We start from the raw sequence: 26,241 nt of genomic DNA, 5'->3' as shown, positions 1-26,241 counted from the left end.
ACTTAATCTGCTTCAGTACCTAGTTTTCACTTTTTTTACTTGCTTTGGGTTCCGTATCTTCAGTGCCGAGAGCACGATCGAGTACAGCACGGGCCTCTTCTGCCTGCTTTCTTGCCTCTTTAAAGCGGAGGTTTGCCTGTGCATAGGTTTTGAGCACTTTGAACCCATCTTTGAGCGCGGTAATTTCCTCCTCGCTCACGGGATCATCGCTAAAGAGCATATCAAGCTGAGCGTGTACCTGAAGGGCTTCTGACCGGGAGTCTTGCAGCTTCAGCTTGAGCGTGGCTAGGTGGCTCAGTATTTGCACGGCCTGAGTGACGGCATCTTCTTCGGGGTTGGGGTTAAAGGCAGGTTCTTTCACTTCAATAAACTGTTGGGGAGCAAAACCGTCAGATAACTCAGTGGGAAGTTCACCCGCGTCCATCAGCTCGATTAGTTGATCCATCGCTTTTTCGCGGGCTTTGACCGAATCTTTACCAGAAACGGTCAAAATCACTTCTGGGCTTTGAGCGAGCGTGTATTGAACCATAGGGGCAACAATAAAACATTTGTACTATAAAATCTTACAGCATTACGTCTGCATAAACAAAAACTGGAGCCGACGATCGAGCAAAACCAGCATTACTCCAGGTCTCCCGCGCTTATCCTACTCCACATTGCTTCTGCTAACACACTGTTTTCTTTCAACCCGTAGATGGCTGCAACACTAGAAGCAACTTCTGATTCTGCATCCTTTGATACTCGCAACTTCATCGTAATGTTTCGGCATCTACCTAGAGCTGTATAAAAACGCTATAAACTTCATCGTTTTCGATCAGTACAGCGCTTTTCCTTACCAAGAATTTACTGAAAATCCCTCCTGGTGGGCACTAAGCTAAGTGTATAAGTTCGTAACAGGTGCACTCACTTCAGGGTTGTTCTGGAAGCGCTATAGACGTGCCTCTTTGGTGACGATCGGTTTGGTAGCCATCGGTTTGGTAGCCATCGATCGCCGCATCTACACCTGGCTTTATAAACGTTGGCAGATTGTTCCCGTCCTGTCTTTGTTCTGATCGGGGTGCAGCAGACTTTAAACCAGCTTGCTCGGCGGACTTGAACGCTGGAGCAATTTTAGCTTTTGAAAGCTCAGCCATCGGGATATGCCCAGGTTGGTTGAGTTTACTGATTGTCATGGCGCGATGCAAACCAAATCATTGGATCTAACGAGGAGCATGAAGCAAGCAATGCAAGGACAAAGCAATCTCGTCAAAGAAGCCTGGGAATTGCTGGAAGATGCGATCGTTTACTACCGGGGGCGTCCTGTCGGTACGGTGGCAGCACGAGATCCCTATGTCGAATCACTGAATTACGACCAGTGCTTTGTGCGAGACTTTGTGTCGGCAGCACTGTTGTTTTTAATTAAAGGCAAACCTGAAATTGTTCGTAATTTTTTAATTGAAACCCTGGCGCTCCAAAGTAGCGATAAGCAGATGGACTGCTTTAATGCGGGTCAAGGGTTGATGCCTGCTAGCTTCAAGGTGGAATCGTGGGATGGGCATCAGTACTTGACGGCAGACTTTGGGGAACACGCGATCGGCAGAGTCACTCCGGTTGATTCGTGCCTCTGGTGGCTGTTGCTGCTGCGGGCGTATGTCAAGTCCACAGGTGATATCACCCTGGCACACGAACCAGAATTTCAGCACGGCATTATTTTAATTTTGAAGCTGTGTCTTGCCGATCGCTTTGACATGTATCCCACCATGCTCGTGCCCGATGGCGCGTTTATGATCGATCGTCGTATGGGCGTATACGGGCATCCCCTCGAAATTCAAGCGCTGTTCTACGCCGCACTCCGAGCGGCCCAGGAACTACTCGCACCAGGTCGGCGTGGCGATGTGTATATTCAAGTGGTCAACCAGCGGTTAAGCATCCTGAACTATCACATTCGAGAATACTACTGGCTAGATTTGAGTCGCCTCAACGCGATTTACCGCTATCGAGGTGAGGAATTTGGTGAAACAGCCGTCAATAAATTCAACATCTATCCCGATTCCATTCCGTATTGGTTGACCGAATGGATGCCCGAAAAAGGCGGCTACCTGGCAGGCAACTTAGGGCCAGCGCAGATGGATTTCCGCTTTTTCTCGCTGGGAAATCTGCTTGCGATCACGTCCTCTCTAGCAAGCGAGCACGAAGCGCAGTCGATCGTAGATTTAATTGAACAGCGCTGGCAAGATCTCGTCGGCTATATGCCCATGAAGATTTGCTTTCCAGCCGTGGAAGACCTGGAGTGGAAGATTCTCACGGGCTGCGACCCCAAGAACGTTCCCTGGTCGTACCACAATGGCGGCAACTGGCCTGTTTTGCTCTGGAGTCTGGCAGCAGTGGCGCAAAAGACAGGCAGACCAGAGCTTGGCTGGCGTGCAGTCGAAATGGCAGAGCGGCGATTGACCGAGGATGAGTGGCCCGAATACTATGACGGGCGAAACGGCAGGCTCGTTGGTAAAGCCTCACGCAAGTACCAAACCTGGACGATTTCCGGTTATCTCCTTGCCAGAGAGTTCCTCGAAAACCCAGAGCATCTCAAGCTGATTAGCTTCGACGAAGACCTGGAAATGCTGGCACTGATGGGTAAAGTACGCGAACTACGGTAGAAAACGGAGAGGGGGGGATTCGAACCCCCGTCGGCTTGCACCGAACCTGATTTCGAGTCAGGCGCATTCGACCACTCTGCCACCTCTCCAGGACTTACGAGTTGTGAGTTGTGAGTGATGAGTTTTAAGTTGAACAGCCTGCCAACTCAAAGCTCAAAACTTTGCACTCAAAACTATTCTACAGGGCAGATGGGGCGTTTTCCTGCGATTCCAAACTTGTCTTGAAACCACTGTCAGGATTCCACTGAAGCGCACCATCTCGCTCGATCGCATAAACCTGAGTGCCTCGCTGGCGAAGTTGGGCTTCGGTTTGAGGGTGAATTTGGCTGGTGGCGATCGCCACGTTTGGGTGCAGCGCCTCCAAGATCGTTGCTTCTAGCCGCTTGCCAGACCACCAGAGGACGTGTGCTTCTGGCAGGCCGTGGGTCTTCAGAAGTGTACCTTGCTGCTCTGATGGGAGGTTTCCCAGCCAAATCCAGGTTTGCGTCGGCAGACGGAGTTCTGCAATGAGCGGCTCTGTGCTGTGGAGCTTGAATTGGCTGGAGCCAATGGAAGCCGTTTGCCCGCTTTCTAAAAGCGTTGGTTTTACAGTCATCGAGACTCCCTGCATCGCGTCCTCGTTCACAGCGTATAAACGCTTGATGGCTAAACGCTCGGCAATTTTGCCCCAGCCGCTGGGCTTTCGGAGTGATTGGTCGGCTGCGATCGCCCACGTGATCTCATTCACACCCGTTTTTTGGAGAAACGGTAGCACTGCAAAACCAGCGGTAGACACGTCCCCAGTGTTGATGAGTGTTGTGCGTCCTGCCTCTTGAATGACCATGATCGGCTGTCCTGCTGCCAGTAGGGTGACGCGAAACAGCGCTGCCTTAGCCTGCCATGCAGGAATGACAACCAGCCCGATCGCCATTAGTAAAGCCACCCACCACCGCTTGCGCCACCAAGGTTGTAGCCAGGTAAGGCCAAGCAGGCTGTACAGAGCGATCATGATGAATACTGAAATCGTACCCACCGCATAGGCATTGCCGGGTAAGCGGCTAAAGCCATCGACCACCAGCATGAGGGCTTGGGTAGGGTATTTTAGGAGCCACGCGATCGCGCTTCCGGCAGGCGACCAGACCAAAGCGGCGAGGGCACTTGCCATACCACCAATGCTGAGAATTGAGATGAGCGGGGTGGTGATCAGGTTGACTACCACGCTGTAGGGAGACAGCACACCAAACGCTTGAAGCTGTAGCGGCAGCGTCCACAGGTAAGCGGCGATCGGCACGGCAAAGAGGGGCGCGATCGCGCTGGGCATCCAGTCCAGTTGTTTCGTTAGGGGTGGCACCGTGACCATCAGACCCATTGTGGCTAGAAAGCTCAACTGAAAGCCCAGATTCCAGATCCACAGCGGGTTAAACAGCAGCAAGAGTACCCCAGTGACCAGCAACCCTCCTAACGGCTTGACTTTACGCACCATGACTAAAGCCACAAGACCACCAAACCCCATGAGTGCAGCCCGCAAAACGGCAGGTTGAACGCCTGTCAGTCCTACAAAGACGAAGAGCGATACGATTCCCGCTAAAAACTGTACTTTGGCAGAGAAGCGGCGTGTGAGAGATAGCACAACGCCCAGAATGAGCGATGACTGAAATCCAGAGGCTGCGAGTGCATGAGCCAACCCCGCACGGGCAAACTGGTCTTTCAGATCAAACGGCAAGTCAACCCCACGGCTGCCTAAAACCATTGAACTGACCAACGCTCCTGCTGGGCTACCCAGCCAACGGATTTGCGATCGCACCACTGCTTGCCTGATCTGCCACCAACCCCAGCGCGATCGAGCGTCCACGACTTCCACTGTCTGGCCCTTCATGCCAGCAAAGCAGCCTTCTTGCCGGAGGTATGCTTGAAAGTCAAAGCCACCGGGATTCGTAGCTGGCTGCGGCAGATATAGACCACCCATCACCTTGACGAGTTGCCCAGGATAAAGCCCCGTCGCTTGAAGCAAGGGCACCGTGACGTAAAGCGTGCCCGTGGGTGCCTTCTCATCCACATATTGCACCTCGCCACTGGCAGACTCAACGTGCCTCACCGTCAACCAAAACTGCGCCTTTTGGCTGCGGGTTAGCTGCGGCACGCTGTCCATCTCACCCGTAACCAACCACTCCTGCTTTGGTACCTCGGCAGGCGGAATCAAGTGGCTGACTTCCGTAGCGGCTGGTTGCGGCATTCTAAGCTGGAAGTAGAAAGTGGCAAACAATCCCAATATGCCAGCCAGTAGCCATACCCAGCGCTTTGGGGCCGCTCGCCAAACGCGCTTGACGCTGAGAGAAAGCCCAACGCCTAGCACCAAAACGGCATAACCGCCCCAAGCAAATTTGGTCAGAAAAAGCCCCAGAACGTATCCCAAGCAGAGGATGATGGTACCTGTAGCGGTCATGAAGCACCCCGATCGCAGCACAAACTACACTAAGAGTGCCCAACCGAAGGGACGAGTTTTGAGTTTTGAGTTGATTTAACGGTTAGCAGCCAGCTAAGTAGCTAGTTACGTTGCGTCACTAATGAGAGCGGCGATCACAGTCATTAAGGTGACTGGCTCGATCGGTTTAGTAAGGTGTTGCTGAAAACCTACCGCGATCGCCTGCTGCTGATTGATCGCTCCAGCATAAGCAGTCAGGGCGATCGCGGGAATTTGCCCACCTTGTTCGGGTGCTAATGCTCTCACTTGTTGCAACAACATATAGCCGTCCATGTCTGGCATACCGATGTCACTCAGGAGGATATGCGGCTTGACTTGCGGCAACAGCAGTAGCGCTTTGCGGGCCGAAGCGACGGCTGTCACCTGTGCCCCTTGCTGTTCTAGGAGAAACGCTATGAGTTCCCGCGCATCGGTGTCATCATCAACGAGCAGAATTTTGATGCCATTGAGGTCGAGAGACAACTCAGGCGATCGCTCATCCTGGGTCACGTTTGATGGCATGGGCAGCAGCGGTATTTGGACGACAAACGTTGTACCTTGACCTTCTCCAGGGCTTTTGACTCGCACCGTCCCTCCATGCAGTTCCACGATTTGGCGCACGATCGCCAACCCCAAGCCCAGTCCGCCAAACTTTCTCGTTGTTGCTGCGTCCGCTTGACGGAAGTATTCAAAGACGTAAGGCAAAAAGTTGGGTGCAATGCCTTGCCCGGTATCGTTCACCGTAATCTGGGCGGATGAGTCTAGCCGTTCCAGTCGGATGCTCACTTGTCCTCCTGTTGGTGTGAATTTCACCGCATTAGAAAGGAGATTCCAAAGCACCTGCTGCAACCGAGTGGCATCGCCTGAGACCAGTCCGACATCCGGTGCAAGGCTGGCTTCGACCTGAATTGACTTCGCTTCTGCTGCTAGTCCTACCGTTTCCATTGCGGCTCGAATGACAGAGGCAAGATTGACCGGAGCCGCCGTGAGGCTGAGTTTACCTTGCAGAATGCGTGACACATCCAGGAGATCTTCAATCAGTTGTGATTGCAGTCTGGCATTGCGCTCGATCGTAGCTAAGGCTTGAGCAGTCTTTATTTCATCGAGCTTGCCGCTCTGAAGCAACTGAGACCAACCCAAAATTGGATTGAGAGGCGATCGCAGTTCATGCGACAACACAGCTAAAAACTCATCTTTGACGCGATTCGCGCGATCGGCTTCAGCGCGTGCGGCTTGTTCACGGGTCAGCAGTTGTTCCCGTTCAGCGACGGTCTGCCGCTGCTCAATCAGGTCTGCCGCCTGACGGGCGAGTAGATCGAGAAACCGCAACTCGCGATCGCTGGGTCGGTGGTGCTTACGCCAATGGGTTGAAACCATCCCGATCGGGTTGCCCGACCGCGTGATCAACGGAGTAGATTGCGCGGAGAAGTAGCCAGACTTTAAATGCAGGCGCAGTGACCCATCAGGGTCTTCACTCTCTGGCACATCAAAGTCAACGAAGGTGCGATCGCCATGTTTGAGAGCGAGGCCGCAGGGGGTGAGAGAGCTTGCATTCACGCGGTAGAAATGCTCGGTCATCGTTGTCTCAAAGCCCTGAGTGGCTAGTAGTACTAAATCCTGCGTCGCCTCGTCGAAGATTTGCACCATTCCAGCATCTGCCCGTGTGATCGCGATCGCAGTAGACATGATCGCTTGATAGAGCGTTTGAATGTCGCTTTCAGTCACGAGCCGCGCACCCAGTTCACGGAGCCGCTGCGTATCTCGTAAGTCTGCTGCGATCACGGCTTCGGCACGGGCGCGATCGACCGTTGCCCACGTGCGCTCGGCGACCTCTTCCGCCAAGGACACCTCTTCCGGTGTCCACACACGCGGTTTAGATGTGTGGATAGCAAGCCCCGCTACAAACTCGCCGTCCTTCAACAGCGGGATGCCAGTGTAGGCACCAATCTGGAGCGCAGCGTAGGCTGCTTTCTGCTCTGGGGACAGATTTGGATCGGCTGCCACATCAGATACAGAGACAGCACACCCGTTGCGGTACGCTGCCAGCAGATCGAAACCGAACGCAGCAACGGGGTAACTGCCAGAGATCGTCTTAGCTCCATTCACGTAATCGCGCTCAACGACATAATGATCGCTACGAACCTCGAAATAGGCTACGCGGTTTGCACCCAGATATTCGCCCAACACTCGGCTTGCGGTCGCTTGCACCTCGATCGGGTCGGCCAGCGGGCGGATTGCGTCGGTGAGGGAGACGCGGAAAGCATCGAGTGCAGCAGCGCGGCGCGAACTTTCTTCTGCTCGTTTGCGCGCAGTGATGTCATTGAACACAATGGCAACATGGCGGCTAGCGACATCGCTGATCCGTGAGGCACGCACCTCAAACCAACGGTTCATTGGTTCGGACTTGTTTTCAAAGTGTGTGGCTTGTCCCGTCAGTGCCACCTGACCATAGACTTCAAACCAGAATGCTTCCAGGCCAGGCACTAGCTCACGCGCCGTCTTGCCTAATGCATCTTGGGGTAAATCGGTGAGCCGGAAGAACGCCGGATTTACCTGCACGAAACGATAATCAACTGGCTTTTCTTCACCATTGAACAGTACTTCAACGATGCAGAAGCCTTCGTCGATCGACTCAAACAGGGTACGGTATTTTGCTTCTGACTCGCGCAGGGTCGCTTCTGACTCGCGCCGCAGGTGTGCCAGCTTGAGCGTGGCTTCCACTCGTGCCAACAACTCTCGTGCCGAGAAAGGCTTAGTCAAGTAATCATCGGCTCCAGCCGTGAGTCCTTCAATCCGGGCTTCTTCGCCTGCACGCGCTGATAGCAAGATGATGGGTATGTTTTGTGTTGCCGGATTAGAGCGCAGCGATTGCAATAATTCAAAGCCATCCATCTCTGGCATCATCACATCGGTTAACACCAGATCGGGCGGATGGGTTTGGATCGCGGTCAAGGCTGCAACGCCATTGGCGACGGCTTCAACTTCAAAGCGCGAACTCAACAACCGTTTCACATAAGCGCGCATATCAGCATTATCGTCAGCTAAAAGAATCCGTCCCCCGCTTACACTTGCTATCGCAGGCGGAAGTACAGCATCGAAGCCTGCAACCGTTGCCTGCCTCTGCCTCACGTCAGAACCATCTGGTAGCCAATGTAAGGCTTCCTCTACAAAGATTACGGCTCTAAGCGCCGTTGATTCCAACGTGCGAGCCGCTTGAATATCGTCTGGGGGGAGATGAGCCGTGCCCAAGGGAATGGCAATTGTCAAGGTTGTGCCACAGTCAATTTGACTGGCAGCCTGGATTGTGCCACCGTGCAGTTTGACGAGTTCTTGCACCAAAGCCAGACCGATGCCAGAGCCTTCATGGGTACGCGCACGAGTACCGCTCACCCGGTGAAACCGTTCAAACAAGCGTGCGAGCTCGGCTTCAGGAATGCCAACCCCGGTATCGGCAACCGTCAATGTCACCGTATCCCCAACCGCTTGCAGGCGAACGATGATACTGCCAGCAAACGTAAACTTAAACGCATTGGACAGCAAGTTGAGAATAATCTTCTCCCACATTTCTCGATCGACATACACAGTTGGTAACGCGGGGCAGTCAATCACTAAGGTCATGCCAGCCTGCTCAATCAGGGAGCGAAAGCTGCTAGCCAGTTCAGCCGTATAGGTTGCCAAATCGGTGGGTTCATAAGATGCCTGCACGCGCCCTGCTTCAATGCGAGAAAAATCGAGCAGCGTATTCACCAATTTCTGCAACCGCAGGCCGTTTCGCTGCACGAGCTGTAGCTGTTCCCACTCATCGGGTTGCAAGCGTCCAGCTAAGGTGGTTGCCAGATTTTCCAGGGGACTCAGCATTAACGTCAAGGGGGTGCGGAATTCGTGGCTGACATTACTGAAGAAAGTTGTTTTAGCGCGATCGAGTGCGGCTAAAGCTTCAGCGCGTTGACGTTCCGTTTCATACGTCTGGGCGTTAGCAATTGCCATAGCGACCTGTCCAGCAATCTGGGTGAAAAAATCGCGGTAGGCATCGTCAAGTTTGAGACGTGGGCTAGCGACGGCAACCAGCAACCCGCTGACTTTACTACCGTAGCCAGAGACAGCGATTGGCAACACCATTGCCTCTTGTGGCGGCTCTGTCCAAGGGCTTCCCGGAAGTATTCCAAAGCGTGCCACCAGATTTGTGATTACTTGAGGCTGGGCAGTACGCGCAGCCAGCGCGATCGACCAGCCGTTGGCATCCTCATCTGTCTCCAGATCGATCACCGCAGGACTGGCAGCGCTGTTTAGAACCGATTCACTACCCTTACAGAGTCGAGCACGTTTTCCGTCTGGATCAACGAGGTAGAGCAGCACCAAAGGAAGGTCAAACGGATCGGACTGGAAAGCCTCCAATATCAGCTCACAAGACGCTTCAGTCGTCTTTGCAATGCCAGTTTTAGACGCTAACTCCCGCAACAGCCGTGCGCGGCGATCGTTCAACACCCGGTAGGTCGTCTCACTCACAATGTTGAAGACGCCGTCAATCGTGCCACTCCGCCCCTGAATGGGATTAAAGGTGTACTCGAAGAAGCACTCCTCGGTATAGCCAAAGCGATGCATCGACAGCAACTCGTCTTTATGAAAAGTGCCTTCGCCAGTCGCCAAGACACCGGCCAGTTCTGGCCCAATGTCGTTCCAAATTTCAGACCAGACCTCGCGGGCAGGATGACCGAGTGCCCAGGAATGCTTGTCGCCAAGAATAGGTCGCCACGCGTCGTTGTAGAGCAGGATGCAGTCTTGCCCCCAGTAGATCGCGATGGGAAAACGGGAGTTCAGGCAAATACTCAGCGCCGAGCGTAAACTTTGGGGCCAAGTCTCAATCGCACCTAAGCGTGTTTGCGACCAATCGTGCGATCGCATCAAGGCACCCATCTCACCGCCGCCCGCAAACAAATTTTCCGAAACGGCCTGGCTCACTTCATCCATCCTGCCCACTACCTTCCTGTGCAAAAGACTGCGTTAAGAGCCGTTGGCTACCCACTCGCAGCATGTCTGAGGAAGGCTGGCTCAGTTGATCAATGAGTCGCAGATCATGAGTTAAGCAACCGACTTCAGGCTGCTTCAGCATTATAAATCGATCGACGACGGCGGTTTTGAAAAAACCCATAGAGAGAGTATGCATAACACTCGTTATGGCACACATCTTATTCCTTTGTCCTGATCAGTTTGGGCATGTTAATTCTGCTAGACAGTGATGCCTGAAGTGAACCAACGGGGGAAGCAGGCTACGCGTTTTTGGGGTGCTGTGTAGTAGCGTAAAATTGTCTTCCATCTGGCCTTTCTATCTCACACCCATGTACTGCGACTACCTGGTTCAAATTCTGACCGCCCGTGTCTACGATGTTGCACAGGAGACCCCGCTAGAAGTCGCTCCCAACCTGTCGGTACGCTTGCATAATACGGTGCTACTGAAGCGAGAAGATATGCAGTCTGTCTTTTCCTTTAAGCTGCGGGGGGCGTATAACAAAATGGCGAACCTGTCGCCCGATCGACTGGCGCAGGGGGTAATTGCGGCTTCTGCTGGAAACCATGCGCAGGGGGTCGCTCTGGGTGCTCATCAGTTGGGTAGCCGAGCGTTGATCGTGATGCCAGAGACCACGCCTCAGGTAAAGGTGGATGCGGTCAGAGCGCGGGGAGGGGAAGTGATTTTACATGGCGACACTTACGATGATGCCTATGCCTACGCTCGCCAATTGGAGGTAGAAAAAGGGTTGACGTTCATCCATCCATTTGATGATCCAGAGGTAATTGCGGGGCAGGGAACGATCGGCATGGAAATTTTGCGTCAATATCAGCAACCCATTCATGCGATCTTTGTGGCGATCGGGGGCGGAGGGCTGATCTCTGGCATCGCCGCCTATGTGAAGCGCATCCGTCCCGACATCAAAATCATTGGGGTAGAACCCGTTGATGCTGATGGGATGTCTCAATCCCTCAAAGCAGGAAAACGCATCCGCTTGCCTCAAGTGGGCTTATTTGCGGATGGTGTGGCCGTGCGGGAAGTAGGGGAAGAGACCTTTCGCCTGTGTCAGCAGTATGTGGATGAGATCATGCTGGTTGATACGGATGCCACCTGCGCGGCGATTAAGGATGTGTTTGAAGACACCCGCTCGATTTTAGAGCCTGCTGGAGCGTTGACGATCGCGGCTGCCAAAGCTTACGTGGAACGGGAGCACATGCAGGGAGAAACGCTGGTGGCCGTTGCCTGTGGTGCCAACATGAACTTCGATCGTCTCCGGTTTGTGGCGGAACGGGCGGAACTGGGAGAACGCCGCGAAGCCATTTTTGCCGTCACGATTCCCGAAAAACAGGGCACACTCCGCAAGTTTTGTGAATGTATGGGTAGGCGCAATCTGACGGAATTTAACTACCGCATTGCGGATGAGCAAGCAGCCCATATTTTTGTCGGAGTGCAAATTGAAGACCGCGCCGATGCCGCGAAGCTGGCTGAGGCGTTTGAAGCGTGTGGATTTAAAACCCTGGACTTAACCGACGACGAATTAACAAAATTGCATCTGCGTCACATGGTAGGTGGCCGTTCTCCGCTAGCTCATCATGAATTACTGTATCGGTTTGAGTTTCCTGAACGGCCCGGTGCCTTAATGAAGTTTGTTAATTCCATGAGTCCCGACTGGAATATCAGCCTCTTTCACTATCGCAATAATGGGGCAGATTACGGGCGGATTGTGGTCGGCATGCAAGTGCCACCGCACGAAATGTCAGAGTGGCAGGCATTTCTTGATACGCTGGGTTACCGCTACTGGAATGAAAGCCAGAATCCAGCCTACAAGTTGTTTCTTGCGTAACTGATAACTTGCACCCTTCTCAAGAAGGCGTCTTTCAAGCATCCCGACGATCGCAGGTCCCACTCTGCAATCAACTGCGGGCTAATAGAATGAAGTCCGTTAAAACGGACTGACAATCCACCCCCTTAGCTCTGAATCCACTACCATTCAGGAAGGCAAAGCCTACAGTGGGCTTACTGCTATCAGCCTGCAATAAATTGCAGGGAGGGTTATTGAGAACGGTGCAAGATTTAAGGTAAGCCATTGCCAATTCCATTACCAGCCAAACACCCATCCAAACGCCAAACTGATTAATGTCCACGACCTACTGGTATGAGGGCCGTTGTCCCCAGAGCAATAAGCTGCTGAGATTACCACGCACTGCTTTAGTGGACGCGATCGCCTACGATTTAATGCAGCACCTAGCCAGCGATGACCGCTATGCGCTTGGAAGGCAAGATGTATGGCGTCTTGTTGGTTGAAACGCCTTCAGGCAAACAACAAGTATTGAAAGCATTCTCCGGGCTGCTCAAGGGTGAGAGTGTGGTGGAGGGATGGGTGCCGCCAATTCCAGGCAGAGAGCAGGTTGCCCTTGAGGAAACTCGGACACTCGTGAGTTTAGAAACGATTCAGCAAGCATTAATGGCCTTGCAGCAGCGTCCCGATCTCAAACAGTACGAAGCGTCTACCCAAGAGTTTGAAACGCGCTTACAGCAACTGGCGGTGCATCACCAGCAACGCAAGCAGGAACGGCAACGCCAGCGTCAAGCGGCTTTAGAAACTTTGCAGGGAGAGGCGTTAGCAAGAGCGCTGGAGCAACTGAATGAACAGAGCCGTCAAGATGGCATCGAGCGACGGCACCTCAAGCGTCAACGGGACAGCGTCTTGCAACCCCTCAAACATCGCCTTGATCAGACGGACGATCGCATTCGCGCCTTGAAGCAACAGCGCAAAGAGCGATCGCGCCAGCTTCAGGTACAGATGCATGCAAGTTACCAATTGACCAACTTTGCAGGGCAAACCCTACCCCTTCAGGTGTTAATGCCTCAAGGTGCTATGCCCACTGGAACAGGAGATTGCTGTGCGCCCAAACTGCTGCATTTCGCAGCCACACAAGGATTTAAACCCTTAGCTATGACAGAGTTCTGGTGGGGGCCCTCTTCCACCGATGGAGACAAAGTTCAGGGAGCATTCTATGGCGCTTGTGCAGAGCGTTGCCAGCCATTAATGGGTTTTTTGTTGTCAGGTATGACCGAGTTTTCCCGGCCTCAGGCATCCGCTCCGCTTTCGATCGAGGAAACAGAAGCCAGTCGCGACGTTAGAGCAATTGCTCCGTGTACTTTGCTGACCGTTCCCTTATTAAGGCAGGCAGAAAAGGATCTGTCGCTACCCATTCTCTATACCGATGACTGGTTAATTGCGGTGGACAAACCAGCAGGGCTTCTCTCTGTACCCGGTCGTTACGCCGATCGCCAGGATAGTGTGCTCAATCGTCTACGGGTTGACTTACCCGATGGACGATCGCTGCTGACGGTGCATCGTCTGGATCAGGCAACATCGGGGATTCTGCTACTGGCACGAGATGCCCAAACCTACCGCCACCTGAGCCAACAGTTTCAGCAGCGGACGGTGCACAAAGTTTACGAAGCGGTTTTGTCTGGATCAGTCAAACAAGCAAACGGTGTGATTGATCTGCCACTGTGGGGCAACCCCTGCGATCGCCCTCATCAAACCGTTGATTGGCAACGGGGAAAACCTAGCATGACCCGCTTTCAGGTGATTGCAAAAGCAGCGAACTCGACACGCGTTGCCTTCTTTCCGTTCACCGGACGCACCCATCAAATTAGAGTGCATGCCGCTGATCGAGAGGGTCTTGGCGTACCAATTTTGGGCGATCGACTTTACGGCTGCCATGCCGATGCCGATCGGTTACATCTGCATGCGCGCGAACTGCGGTTTGAACACCCACAGTCAGGGCAAACCCTCCACTTACAAAGCACCACAAGCTTCTGACACCAACTCCGGTTGTGCCAGTTGCACCCATCTCGTAAACGGTCGAATACTGTTGGCCCACTGTCCATCGACTAATACCATTTCCCTTCAGTTGAGCTACAGATGATGCGCTCCAATCAGCGACGCTATGAAGGTTCTGCAACTCAAAACTCTCTAGCTTGTCGGCACACAGCGCTACTCAAAACTGAGAACTGGTATAAATCTGCCTTTTTGCTTCACCCCTTTGCGGCCCCATTTTTTGCCACTGCCCTGTAGCATGAGAAATAAGCGTGAGAAATATCCCCATTTGCCTCGACGTATGAGTGACTTTGATCGTTACTACCGAGTGCTCGGACTCAAACCTGGAGCTTCCCTTGAGGCGGTCAATCAGGCTTATCGCCAATTGGCATTCCAGTGGCATCCTGATCGCCTACCCAAAGACGATCCAACGCTACAAGCGGAAGCGCAAGAAAAGCTCAAAGCGCTTAACCAAGCACGGGATCAGTTGCGATCGCGCCCGCTTCGCGTCCCACCTCGTGCCGAGCGCTATGCAGACAGAGACTATGCCGCTCGGAGACATGCTCGTGCTTACGATTACCAACCGCCGCGCTCAGAGCCATCGCAGGCCCCTTCTGCTCAAGCCGCTCCCTCCAACTCGGCTCAGTCTCCGCCCTCTTCATCACGCTCGTCTGCACAGCAACCCGCTAATTTCGCTTCTTGGCAGCAGTCGCCTCAGCCCGCTCCAGCGAACCGCCGATCGACGACTGATTTAAGCGGTACTGATTGGCAAGGAGCCGATTTACGCGAGCAGGATTTCTCCAATCGCAATTTAAGTCACGCTAACCTGAGCCACGCCAATCTCAGCGATGCTTTTTTGCATAAAGTTAACCTTTCAAACGCTAACTTAACGAGTGCCAATTTATTCCGAGCCAATTTGCTGCAAGCGGATTTACGCCAGGCCAATCTGCAAGGCGCAAATTTGATTGGGGCTGATTTAAGTGGCGCTGATTTAAGTGGGGCTGATCTTCGAGGAGCCAAGATTGGCTTTGCCGAAAAAATCATGGTCAAATTCACGGGTGCCATCCTCACAGGCATGATTATGCCAGATGGCAGCGTGCATGTTTAGGCCACTACCCACATAAAGCTTCGTACAACGAGACGAACCTTGAGCGGGATGGAGGCGATGCTGCTAATCAACAAGGGGCCAGTGTCGGCAGGAAATAGGAAGCTCTGCGTGAGTGGTGCCCCGTCTCAAGATCTTAGGACTTACGCAAAAGCGGTCACCTTTCGCCCCCTAGCCCCCAATTTTGGGGGAACAGAGCCAATTAAAGCCCCCAGCATTGGGGGTTTGGGGGCAAGTGCGTAAGTCCTAGATCTTTAGTTTATTCCCGCTAGAGATAGATAGTCAAAGCCGTGTGGGATCGTTACAGTCAAACATAATTGACCTCAATTTGCCGTCGGGTTGGTCTCAAGATGTTGCAGTCTGTTTAGCCGATCGAGTGCTGCTTGCCATCGTAGTACTACCGCTCCCGATCGCCCGTTTTAGGAGTGCTTGTTATGTTTATTCCCCTTTGGCCTGGTAATGTCTATCCCTTGGGTGCCTATTGGGATGGCAAAGGCACCAATTTTGCTTTGTTTTCAGAATACGCTACAGGTGTAGAGCTATGCCTGTTCGATCGCGATGATCAAGAAACCCGCATTGCCCTTACCGAAGTGAGCAATTTTGTGTGGCACGGGTACCTGCCAGGAGTTGGTCCCGGGCAGCGCTACGGCTTTCGCGTTCACGGCCCTTACATACCCGAAAAAGGGTTTCGCTTCAACCCCAACAAGCTCCTCCTTGATCCCTACGCCAAAGCGATCGATGGGGATGTGCAGAACGGTCCAGAACTCTTCGGCTACGACTGGAACAACCCCGATGAAGACCTGTCCTTCTCCGACCTCGACAGCGCTCACCTCATGCCCAAATCCGTCGTCGTCGATCAATCGTTTGATTGGGAAGGCGATACCCTACTCCGTACCCGCTGGCACGAAACCATCATCTATGAAGTCCACGTCAAAGGCTTTACCAAACTTCATCCTGATGTCCCAGAAGCACTGCGAGGTACCTATGCGGGGTTAGGGCACCAGGCGGCGATCGAGCACCTCCAGCGACTCGGCATCACCGCCGTCGAACTCATGCCCATCCATCACTTTCTAGCAAACCCAGGGCATTTAGCCGACAAAGGACTGCGAAACTATTGGGGCTACGATTCCATCAACTACTTCGCCCCTTATGCAGGCTACAGCGCCAGCGGTGCCCTCGGTCATCAGGTGAATGAATTCAAAGAAATGGTCAAAGCCCTGCATCGGGCAGGCATTGAGGTCATCCTAGACGTAGTGTACAACCACACCGGCGAAGGCAATCATCTTGGTCCTACTTTGACGTTGCGCGGCATTGACAACACCAACTACTACCGCACAGTAGAAGGTAACGAGCGCTACTACATGGATTTCACCGGCTGCGGTAACTCACTGTATGTAGGACAGCCTCAAGTCCTGAAGCTGATTATGGACAGCCTACGCTACTGGGTGACCGAAATGCATGTGGATGGGTTCCGGTTTGACCTGGCATCAGCGCTGGCGCGAGAACTGTACGAAGTCAATAGTCTGTCTGCTTTCTTCGATATCATCCACCAAGATCCGGTGCTGGCAGACGTGAAACTGATCGCTGAGCCGTGGGATGTGGGCGACGGTGGCTATCAGGTGGGCAACTTTCCCGTACTGTGGTCAGAATGGAACGGGCAGTACCGCGATACTGTGCGCGACTTCTGGCGCGGAGAAGATGAAACGCTGGGCGAATTTGCTTACCGCCTCACGGGTAGTCCCGATTTATACTTTCAGCAAAACGGACGACGGCCGAATGCCAGCATTAATTTCGTTACGGCACATGACGGCTTCACATTGAATGATTTAGTCAGCTACAACGAAAAGCACAACGAAGCCAACGGTGAAAACAGCATGGATGGCGAAAGCCATAACCGCTCCTGGAATTGCGGTGCCGAAGGTGAAACCGATGACCTCGAAATCTTACGGCTACGGGAGCAACAGCGACGCAACTTTCTCACTACGCTGATGTTATCGCAGGGCATTCCCATGCTGCTAGGCGGCGACGAATTGGGTCGCACCCAGGGGGGCAATAACAATGGGTACTGCCAGGACAGCGAAATCTCCTGGTTCAACTGGGATCTGGTAAACGGGAACGAAGATTTTGTCAATTTCTGCCGTGAACTGGTCTATTTCCGGCGACAGCATCCAGTGTTTCGCCGTCGCAAATGGTTTCAGGGGCAAGCAATTCGAGGGGTGCCTGATATTAACTGGTACAACCCTGATGGCAGCGAGATGACACAAGAGGAATGGGAGGTTGGCTATGCCAAGTCGATCGCCCTGTTCCTCAACGGCAACCTGATTCCCAGCCCTGGCCCGCAAGGTCAGAAAATCAGCGACGACAGCTTTCTGCTCTTCTTTAACGCCCATTGGGAAACGATCGAGTTTGCCTTACCGAAGGAGTTTCAAGACAACCAGTGGGCAACGGTCATCGACACCAAAGAACCCCGTTTTGTGCAGGAACCGCGCCTTTCTACAGGTGAAAAACTCATACCTGTCGTTGCGCGATCGATTGTTGTGCTTCGTCAAATGGTGTAAGCCAGCGCTAAAGCCAACTCCTCATGCGCCTAAACCCGAACCCCAAACGTCTTACCCTCACACGAGATTTCTCCCATGACTGCCACCTATCACCCGTCCCATACAGAATCAACCCTTCTGACTGAGGATGACCTTTACTTGTTTAACGAAGGGTCGCACTTCTACCTGTATGAAAAGCTGGGCGCTCATGGGCTGAATCAAAATGGTGTAGAGGGCACCTACTTTGCTGTGTGGGCACCCAACGCGGCGTCTGTTTCGGTGAAAGGTGATTTTAATGATTGGAGCCGCGATCGTCATCCGCTTACGTTAAGAGGAGCATCCGGCATCTGGGAAGGCTTCGTGCCCGATGTGAGAAACGGGAGCGTTTACAAATATCACGTCGTCTCTCAGCACAACGGGTATGAGGTCGAAAAAGCAGATCCCTTTGCGTCTGCCTATGAACTGCCGCCCAAAACCGCTTCGGTCGTGTGGAATGATGCGTATCAATGGCAGGATGCGGAGTGGATGGCGACCCGACAGCAGCGTCATGCACTCGATGCGCCCATTGCCATTTATGAACTCCACCTCGGCTCGTGGATGCACGTTCCTGAAGCGGACAACCGTTCTTTCAGCTACCGCGAACTGGCACCAAAACTCACGAACTATGTGCAGCAGATGGACTTTACGCACGTTGAGTTTTTGCCCATCACTGAGCATCCCTTTTATGGGTCGTGGGGCTACCAGACCAGTGGCTACTTTGCGCCAACGAGCCGCTTTGGGACGCCGCAAGACTTCATGTACCTGGTGGATTATCTACATCAGCACCACATTGGCGTCATTCTGGATTGGGTGCCGTCTCACTTTCCAGTGGATCAACATGCCCTCGCGCACTTTGACGGCACGAGCCTTTATGAGCATGCCGATCCGCGTCAGGGCTTCCATCCCGATTGGGGCAGCTTCATTTTTAACTATGGGCGCTATGAAGTGCAAAGCTTTTTAATTAGCAGCGCTTTTTTCTGGTTAGACAAATGCCACATTGATGGCTTGCGTGTGGATGCTGTGGCGTCGATGCTGTACCGCGACTACTCGCGCGAAGACGGCGCATGGATACCCAATGAATACGGTGGACGCGAAAATTTGGAAGCGATCGCCTTCCTTCGTCGCTTCAACGAAGCTGTTTACACTCACTTCCCTGATGTGCAGACGATCGCTGAAGAATCCACGGCGTACCCGATGGTATCACGCCCCATCGACCAGGGCGGTTTAGGCTTTGGCATGAAGTGGGATATGGGCTGGATGCACGACACACTCAGTTACTTCAGCCAGGATCCCCTTTATCGGAAATATCATCAGGGTGCACTCACATTTCGCTTAATCTATGCCTTTCACGAGAACTTTGTGCTGCCGCTCTCGCATGATGAGGTGGTGCATTTGAAAGGCTCACTGCTCACCAAAATGCCGGGAGACGACTGGCAGAAGTTTGCTAACCTGCGATCGCTCTACGGCTATATGTATGCCCAAGCAGGCAAAAAACTGTTATTTATGGGCGGCGAATTCGGTCAGTGGGGCGAATGGAATCACAACGCCAGCCTTGATTGGCACCTGTTGCAGTACCCCATGCATCAAGGGTTACAGCGATGGGTGGCTGATCTCAATCAGTTCTATCGCACTGCATCCGCTATGCATGAACTGGACTGCGATCCGGCTGGCTTTGAGTGGATCGACTGTCAAGACGCCGAACACAGCGTCTTGACCCTACTCCGTCGAGGCAAAACAGCCACCGATATTGTCTTAGCGGTCTGCAACTTCACGCCCATTCCACGCTATAACTACCGAGTGGGAGTGCCGTTTCATGGGTTCTGGCAAGAGGTGCTAAATAGCGATGCTGTGACCTATGGCGGTAGCGGTGTGGGTAATTGGGGTGGCAAAACGACGGATGCTATTCCCTGCAACGATCGCCCCTTCTCGCTCGATCTCACCCTACCGCCCTTAGCGGTTGCGTTCTTCACGCCGACTGCCGGAGCCGGAGCCGTGTAAGCTTTCATACAGAATTAGTCTTTTCAAGCATCGGTAGGCGAATACAGAACTCAGTCCCCTGACCCAATTCAGACTCTACATCTAAGTTGCCATCATGCTTTTCCACTACAATTTGATGAGCGATCGCCAATCCTAACCCTGTGCCTTTATCCACGGCTTTAGTTGTAAATAAATGGTCGAAGACTCGTTGCTTTACTTCGTCACACATGCCCATGCCATTGTCTCTGATGTGAATGAGTATGTGTTGTGCAGAATCATCTAACTGCGTTTGAATTTCAATCCGCTTTGGATGGGCGACGATGTCCGCAAACGACCGTTTCTGGCTGGCTTCTTCCAAAGTATCGATCGCGTTTGCCAGAATATTCATAAAGACTTGATTGAGTTGCCCAGGGAAGCATTTGATCTCAGGAATCATGCCATAGTTCGTCACCACCTCAATGGCAGGGCGATTTTCATTTGCTTTAAGGCGGTGCTTGAGAATCAAAATCGTACTGTCAATACCATCATGGATGTTAAACAGCACTTTGTAATCCTTATCGGCTCTAGAAAAGGTGCGGAGGCTGGTACTGATGTCGCGAATGCGATCGACCCCCAGTTTCATCGAACCGACCAGTTTAGGTAGATCCTCACGCACATATTCCAGGTCGATCGCGTCTATTTTGTTTTGAATGACTGCACTGGGATGAGGATATTCCTGCTGATATAAGTCAAGCAAGCCGAACATATCTTTGACATAATCGAGCGCGGGTTGTAGATTGCCAGCAATAAAGCCAACCGGGTTATTAATTTCGTGGGCAACTCCGGCAACCAGGTTGCCCAAAGCAGACATCTTTTCGCTTTGAATGATTTGCAGTTGTGCTTGCTGCAACTCTTGCAAAGCTTGGGCTAATTCCTGAGATTTTTGCATGATTGCGGCTTCAGTTCGCGTACGATCGCTCACATCTTGAACAATGGAAAAGACGCCAATTGAATGTCCCTCCGTGTTGAGTAGAGGCGTGTTAATCCATTCGCAGGTGATGAGCGTGCCATCTTTGCGAATGTTTTGATTTAAGCTGTAGAACCCACCTTGCTGATCAATGAGAGTTTGCATCACCACAGCGATACGAGGTCGATCGACTTCTGGAACAATTTGAATCGCATGTTGGCCTTGCATTTCTGCCAGTGAATAGCCAAAAATCTTCTCCGCCGCAGGATTCCATCCAGTTACTTTAAATTCATCATTCCATTCAACGATACCGAGAGGAGCTTGCTGAATTAAGAGAGACAGTCTTTCCTGAAAGTCTTTTGATACCGCTTCAACTCGTTTTTGCTCACGAATATCGCGCATAATCGTTGAGAGAAACTCGATCTCACCTTGAGCATTTTTGTGGGTCACAATGACTTGAGAGACTGGAATTTCTTCACGGCTACGACTGCAAATGAGCATTTCGCCCGCCCAGCTTCCTTGCTGCATTGCTGTGGGTAAGATCGCCAATTGCATCATTTCTTGAAACGTAGGGGCAATGACTTCTGAAATGTGAAACTGGTTCGTTTCCTCTGCCGGAATTTCTAAAAGGTGCTGCCCTGCTTGATTGAGGTAGAGGTTATTGCCTACCGGATCGGCAATGCCAACGATGTCAGGGGTTGCCTCCAGAATGGCAAGCAAGCGAGCCTTTTCTTGCTCTGCCCGTTTGCGATCGCTAATATTGACAGCGAAGGTGAGGTGATATTCCTTCTCCTGAAATGTCATGTGATTCACCGTGACTTCAACCGGGTAGAGCATTCCCCCTTTGTTGCGAATGTGGGTTTCAGTGGTCACTGAGCCTTGCTGGCGGATCTCCTCCCAATGGTGCGCCCATGTTTTCTGGGAAAAGTTTGGGTCAAAGTCATACACATAGCTGCCCACAATCTCTTCGCGAGGGTAGCCCCAATCTTGACAAAGGGCATCATTGGCATAAGAAATGCGGGCATCTGACTCGACCCAGCAAATGGGTATCGTGACGCGATCGATCGAGAATTGCATTAATTTGGCATCTTCCAGCGCTTGCTTTGCCTGTGCATAAAGGCGAGCATTTTCGATTGAAATTGTGGCTTGAGCGCAAAGTAGGTTGAGGATTTGCACACGATCATGGGTAAAGGCATCGATCGTCAACTGGTTTTCTAAATAGACGATGCCAAGCAATTTGCCTTGATGCAAAATGGGACTGCACAAAAGACTCTTGGGGTGTTGCCGCAGAAAATAAGGATCAACAACAAATTCAGAGTTAGCCGTAGCATCCATCAATACAACGGGTTCTAAACGATTTTTAACGCGATAAATCAATTTGAGGGGAATGTCCTGGCTCTTCTCTACAGGAATGCGCTGCATCACGATGGGATCTGCCTCCAGCGTCCCAATGCCTTTGACAAATAAGCGATCGTCTTGCATTAGCATCAGCACACATTTATCGGCTCCAGCATTCTCGATCACAAGTTGCAGCAAGGTAGACAAGAGTTTGCCTAATTCGATCGCACTAGACAGCGTGTGGGAGGCTTTCAGAATTGCGGCTAGATCGAGCGCGTCTGAGATACTGCCGAAGGAGGGTATTGATGTGACTGTGGAGGACGCAAAAACCGTTTCGTTGACAGAGATGGGCGATCGTTCTTGCTGAAGCATGGAAGCCAGCAGCGTGGGGTAGCGTGTTTCCAGGTCTACAATTTTGGCTTTGGCTCCCCAGTGGGCGTAACCATAATAGGCTTCAATCAAGTATTCCTGAGCGATGCGCTCTTTGCCCCACTCTAAGTAGAAGTTTGCTGCCAGTTCATTCGCTAACGCGGCTTCCTGGATGTAGTCGTTCTCATTGGCTCCTGCGATGGCGCGATCGTACAGGTCGATTGCTTCAGCTTTCCTTCCCAGCACCCGATAGTGTTCTGCTTCGACTAAAAGGTACTTATGTAGAAAGTTCTCTGGGCAGTTCTCTGACCAAGTTTTAAGACGTTCTTGATGCGCTCGAATTTGTTCCAGAGCGCTGCTTTGTTCTGCTTGAGATAAACCCGGATACAGGTTCAGTAGAATCAGAGAACCGTAGTAAAAATAGCCGCTATAGGTTGTGAACCCTACAACAGAGTTCAGAATCTTTCCCGCTTCAATGAAATAATGGTGGCCTCGCTCGAAATCTGCTGTTAAACATGCAAGATGCATTCTGAGAATGTAGTAAAGACAAACCGAAAGTAGTGTTTGTGTTGCTTCACCCTGCTGAACTATTTCTTCTGCTTCAACGATCACTCGATCGTCTTTCTGTACTTGCCGTAAGAGTTTTGCTACAAAAATTTTAGCTCCAGCAAGTGCTACCTTTAAAAGCTCATCCTGAACCTGCTCCGCCACCAATCGGTATTTTTCGATGTCTTCTGCAACGTCTGTTAAGTTTTCTCCTTCAAATAATCGGTTGAAAATGTTGCCAAACAAGTTATAGGCCGCAAACTGAATTTCTCCCGACTCCATTCCTGCCAGAAAACCTTCATAATTAATGGCTGCTGCTCCTGCAACGGGTTTTGCCCAAACTTGACTCCAACCTCCTAGTTGTAGTTCAGCCTTGCACTGCTGAGATTTACTGTTGAGCTTATAACTAAGCTGCACAGCCAAATTTGTAAACTCATAGCCTCGTTGATATTGCCCTTCCATCAAGCCTAAAACGAAACCGTAGTTTGCATAAGCCTTGATTGATTCAGCAATATTTCCATATTCAATCGAAAGACGAGCCGCTCTTAAAGAGACAAAACTGTAAAGTTCAATATTTGCTGTGATATATACAGGTGGATCTAGAATAATTAGTAATTTAATGGTTGCTTGAATAACCGGATCAGTCGCTGTTGGTAAATCTAAAAGCGAGGAAATTGAACGATTTTCCAGGCTTTTGGCAACAGCAGCAAATTCTTCACGGACTAATTCTGTCAAATTCTCGGTTCCGACCTCAATACCAAGATCACTTAACGCGATTAAACCGATTTGAATTGCTTTCTCGCATTCACCTTGTAGCGTATGTTGAGTAACTTGAAGAACATAAATATCAGCACGATCAACGGAAGAAGAAATGTGCTGTAGCGCGATCGCCGTTGTTGCGCTCAGTTGCTCATAGCTGGCATGACTCAATTGTGCTGCACAGAGGTTGTGATAGAGCTTAAACATCAAGTCATACTGATTGTTCCAAGCCTCTTCTCCAAGTAAGTCAACACCAGTTTCAAGATACCGGATCGCAGCTTCATAGGCTGTAGACGCGATCGCTTTTTGAGCAGCAGCCAAATTGAGCCGTGCTACTTTTTCTTTCTCACCTTTGTCTTTTATCAAAAATTGACCAAAGTTGATGTGATTGACAATATCAAACAGTATTTCACTTTGTCCAACAGCAGAAAGCCCGTTGAGCAGCAGTTGACCGATCGCTAAATGCGTTGTCTGTTTCTGCTCATCAGGAATCAGAGAGTAAGCAGCTTGTTGCACGCGATCGTGCAGAAAGCGGTAGTGTGGATTAGCTGAATCTCGTTCAGATTGTTCTACATTCTGAAAGAACTTATAGGTCTGGTTTGTGGGTAAAATCAAACCCTCCTGCAAGGATTTCCACAGTGCGGTTGCAGCATCCGCGAGGGATTGTTCAGACACGATCGCCAACGTCGCTAAATCAAACTGATTGCCCACACAAGCGGCTAGTTTGAGAATCTGCTGCGTTTCGGCTGGCAATTTCTGCAACTGCAACGCCATAAACTCCACCACGTCATTGGTGAGCGATAGTGCATTAATTTGAGCAATATCGCATTCCCAATACCGTTGCTCAGGGTTGAAGGTGATGTGTTCATCGGCGTGTAGCGCTTTGAGAAATTGACCCGTGAAAAACGGGTTGCCTTGTGTTTTGCGGATGATCAGTTCCGTTAAGGGGTGCGATCGCTCAGTTGTACAATTCAACGTATCGGCAATCAAACGATTGGTATCGGCAAAAGCCAGTGCAGTTAGGGTAATGGTATTGACGATCGCAGTTGTTTTCTTTAGTTCCTCCACCATCATGATAAATGGATGTGCGGCTGACACTTCATTGTTCCGATACGCCCCTAACAGCAACAGATGCCCCTGATCCTGCACCAGCAGCTCGATTAACTGAAGCGAAGCCGAATCTGCCCATTGCAAATCATCGAGAAACACGACCAGGGGATGTTCTGGGGTGGTAAACACCTTGATGAACTTTTGAAACAGCAGGTTAAATCGATTCTGTGCGGCAGTGCTCGATAGTTCTGGGGCAATTGATTGTTGACCGATAATTTGCTCCAGTTCTGGTATCACTTCAATCAGAACTTGTCCATTTTCTCCTACGGCTGCAAGGATCTTGGTTCGCCACTGCGCCAGTTGCACATCCGATTCTGACAACAATTGAGCGATCAGGTCGCGTAACGCCTGCACAAACGCAGAGAGCGGAATGTTGCGATTAAACTGATCATATTTACCTTTAATGAAGTAGCCCTGCTGCCGCGTAATCGGTTTATGCACTTCATTGACAACCGCCGTTTTGCCAATCCCAGAAAACCCTGCCACTAGCATTACTTCTGAACTGCCACCCGCGGCGCGATCGAATGCCTCCAGCAAGGTTTGCACTTCAGTTTCGCGACCGTAAAGCTTCTCCGGAATCAGGAACCGATCGCTCAAGTCGCGCTGCCCCAGTGCAAAGTCTGCGATTGCACCCGTTTCTTGCCATTGAGTCAAACAGTGTTCCAGATCATGTTTCAACCCCGGCGCGCTTTGATAGCGATCTTCGGCATTTTTTGCCATCAGCTTCGTGACGATCGCGCTCACCTGCTCTGGCACAGCAGGATTCATCCGATCAACTGATACAGGCATTTTGGCAATGTGGCAATGCACTAATTCCAGCGGATCATCCGATGCAAATGGCAGCGTTCCGGTCAACAGTTGATACAGGGTCACGCCTAGGGCGTAAAAATCGGTACGGTAGTCAATGCTGCGGTTCATCCGTCCCGTTTGTTCTGGAGCCAGATACGCCAGAGTCCCTTCCAAAATGTTAGGGTTTTGGATCTCCTGGGTCTCTTTGGGCAACAAAGACGCAATACTAAAGTCGATTAGCTTGATTTGTTTCGACTCAGGATGAATCAAAATATTGGCGGGTTTAATATCCTTATGCACCACCTGATGCTGACATAGGGCATGAAGGATGTCGGCGAGCTGGAGAGCGATCGCCAGGATCTCAGGTAGCGCTAGCGATCGCTCCTGGATGTATTTTCCCAATGCGACTCCACCACAATCCTCCATGACCAGTGCATAACCATGCCCTAATGGTTCCAGGCTCAAAGGTTGTACCACTCCAGGGATAGGAAGATTTTTGGCGATCGTATACTGATTGCGAAACTGTACCAATTCACCAAAACTCAAATGTTCACGCCGCAGCAGCTTGATCACCACCGGACGTTGCTGAGCTGTTTGCACCGCTCGATACACTGCCGTGCGCGACCCTAAATACAGTTTCTCAACGACCGTATAACCAGAAATTTCAGGTAGTGGATGAGGAGATGTGTTCGCTAGAAAGGTCATGAGTTTGCGTGGGTAACTTCAACTTAATTGGGTTGAATTTAGCCCTTAGGGTTCCCTGAGTTCCTGGCGAGCTAACCGTGGACTCTTGACGACTCTAAAAATCATCTAAGT

The 26,241-nt window shown here is 51.5% G+C and carries 13 protein-coding genes and 1 tRNA gene; 7 read left to right on the top strand and 7 right to left on the bottom strand.

The window, feature by feature from the left end; all coding sequences use genetic code 11:
* Window positions 1-19 precede the first annotated feature (19 nt).
* Both AC5JLP_RS02155 and AC5JLP_RS02150 read right to left on the bottom strand, forming a co-directional pair.
* Window positions 20-529 carry a hypothetical protein gene (locus tag AC5JLP_RS02155; RefSeq protein ID WP_496066251.1) on the bottom strand — a complete coding sequence of 170 codons (510 nt, stop codon included), beginning with the start codon at window positions 527-529 and terminating at the stop codon, window positions 20-22.
* Window positions 530-908: 379 nt separating this feature from the next.
* Window positions 909-1,172: a hypothetical protein gene (locus tag AC5JLP_RS02150; RefSeq protein WP_496066250.1), complete on the bottom strand. Its 264-nt coding sequence runs from the start codon at window positions 1,170-1,172 to the stop codon at window positions 909-911.
* Between the two features lie 39 nt (window positions 1,173-1,211).
* Here AC5JLP_RS02150 and AC5JLP_RS02145 point away from each other — a divergent pair, with 39 nt between their 5' ends.
* Window positions 1,212-2,633, top strand: a complete 1,422-nt coding sequence (locus AC5JLP_RS02145; protein ID WP_496066249.1) for a glycoside hydrolase 100 family protein — start codon at window positions 1,212-1,214, stop codon at window positions 2,631-2,633.
* 4 nt (window positions 2,634-2,637) lie between these two features.
* Here AC5JLP_RS02145 and AC5JLP_RS02140 read toward each other — a convergent pair.
* The 4 genes from AC5JLP_RS02140 to AC5JLP_RS02125 all read right to left on the bottom strand — a co-directional run bounded on the left by AC5JLP_RS02140 (window position 2,638) and on the right by AC5JLP_RS02125 (window position 10,222).
* Window positions 2,638-2,722 (bottom strand) — tRNA-Ser (locus AC5JLP_RS02140).
* 89 nt (window positions 2,723-2,811) lie between these two features.
* Window positions 2,812-5,055 (bottom strand): ComEC/Rec2 family competence protein, encoded by a 2,244-nt coding sequence (locus tag AC5JLP_RS02135; protein WP_496066248.1) that lies wholly within the window; start codon window positions 5,053-5,055, stop codon window positions 2,812-2,814.
* A gap of 105 nt (window positions 5,056-5,160) precedes the next feature.
* Window positions 5,161-10,041 carry an ATP-binding protein gene (locus AC5JLP_RS02130; RefSeq protein ID WP_496066247.1) on the bottom strand — a complete coding sequence of 1,627 codons (4,881 nt, stop codon included), beginning with the start codon at window positions 10,039-10,041 and terminating at the stop codon, window positions 5,161-5,163.
* Entirely contained in the window at window positions 10,034-10,222 is a 189-nt protein-coding gene (locus tag AC5JLP_RS02125) for a hypothetical protein (protein WP_496066246.1), read from the bottom strand. Before AC5JLP_RS02125 ends, AC5JLP_RS02130 begins: the two co-directional genes overlap by 8 nt.
* A gap of 187 nt (window positions 10,223-10,409) precedes the next feature.
* Here AC5JLP_RS02125 and ilvA point away from each other — a divergent pair, with 187 nt between their 5' ends.
* From ilvA to glgB, 6 genes are all read left to right on the top strand, one after another.
* Entirely contained in the window at window positions 10,410-11,921 is a 1,512-nt protein-coding gene (ilvA, locus tag AC5JLP_RS02120; protein ID WP_496066245.1) for a threonine ammonia-lyase, biosynthetic, read from the top strand.
* Window positions 11,922-12,332: 411 nt separating this feature from the next.
* Window positions 12,333-13,913: an RluA family pseudouridine synthase gene (locus AC5JLP_RS02115; protein ID WP_496066244.1), complete on the top strand. Its 1,581-nt coding sequence runs from the start codon at window positions 12,333-12,335 to the stop codon at window positions 13,911-13,913.
* Window positions 13,914-14,015: 102 nt separating this feature from the next.
* Window positions 14,016-14,168, top strand: coding sequence for a hypothetical protein (locus AC5JLP_RS02110; protein ID WP_496066243.1), 153 nt, complete (start codon window positions 14,016-14,018; stop codon window positions 14,166-14,168).
* A gap of 43 nt (window positions 14,169-14,211) precedes the next feature.
* On the top strand, window positions 14,212-15,018 hold the full coding sequence (locus tag AC5JLP_RS02105; RefSeq protein ID WP_496066242.1) for a pentapeptide repeat-containing protein: 807 nt from the start codon (window positions 14,212-14,214) through the stop codon (window positions 15,016-15,018).
* Window positions 15,019-15,449: 431 nt separating this feature from the next.
* The gene (gene glgX, locus AC5JLP_RS02100; protein WP_496066241.1) at window positions 15,450-17,573 is read left to right on the top strand and encodes a glycogen debranching protein GlgX; all 2,124 of its coding nucleotides are present in this window, start codon (window positions 15,450-15,452) and stop codon (window positions 17,571-17,573) included.
* A 75-nt stretch (window positions 17,574-17,648) separates the two neighbouring features.
* Window positions 17,649-19,589, top strand: a complete 1,941-nt coding sequence (gene glgB, locus AC5JLP_RS02095; protein ID WP_496066240.1) for a 1,4-alpha-glucan branching protein GlgB — start codon at window positions 17,649-17,651, stop codon at window positions 19,587-19,589.
* Window positions 19,590-19,593: 4 nt separating this feature from the next.
* On the opposite strand, the gene AC5JLP_RS02090 is transcribed toward glgB, so the two are convergent.
* Window positions 19,594-26,130 carry an AAA family ATPase gene (locus AC5JLP_RS02090; RefSeq protein ID WP_496066239.1) on the bottom strand — a complete coding sequence of 2,179 codons (6,537 nt, stop codon included), beginning with the start codon at window positions 26,128-26,130 and terminating at the stop codon, window positions 19,594-19,596.
* Window positions 26,131-26,241: the final 111 nt, after the last annotated feature.

The organism is Stenomitos rutilans, assembly GCF_059505485.1.
This window is presented reverse-complemented; position numbering and strand designations above follow the sequence as displayed.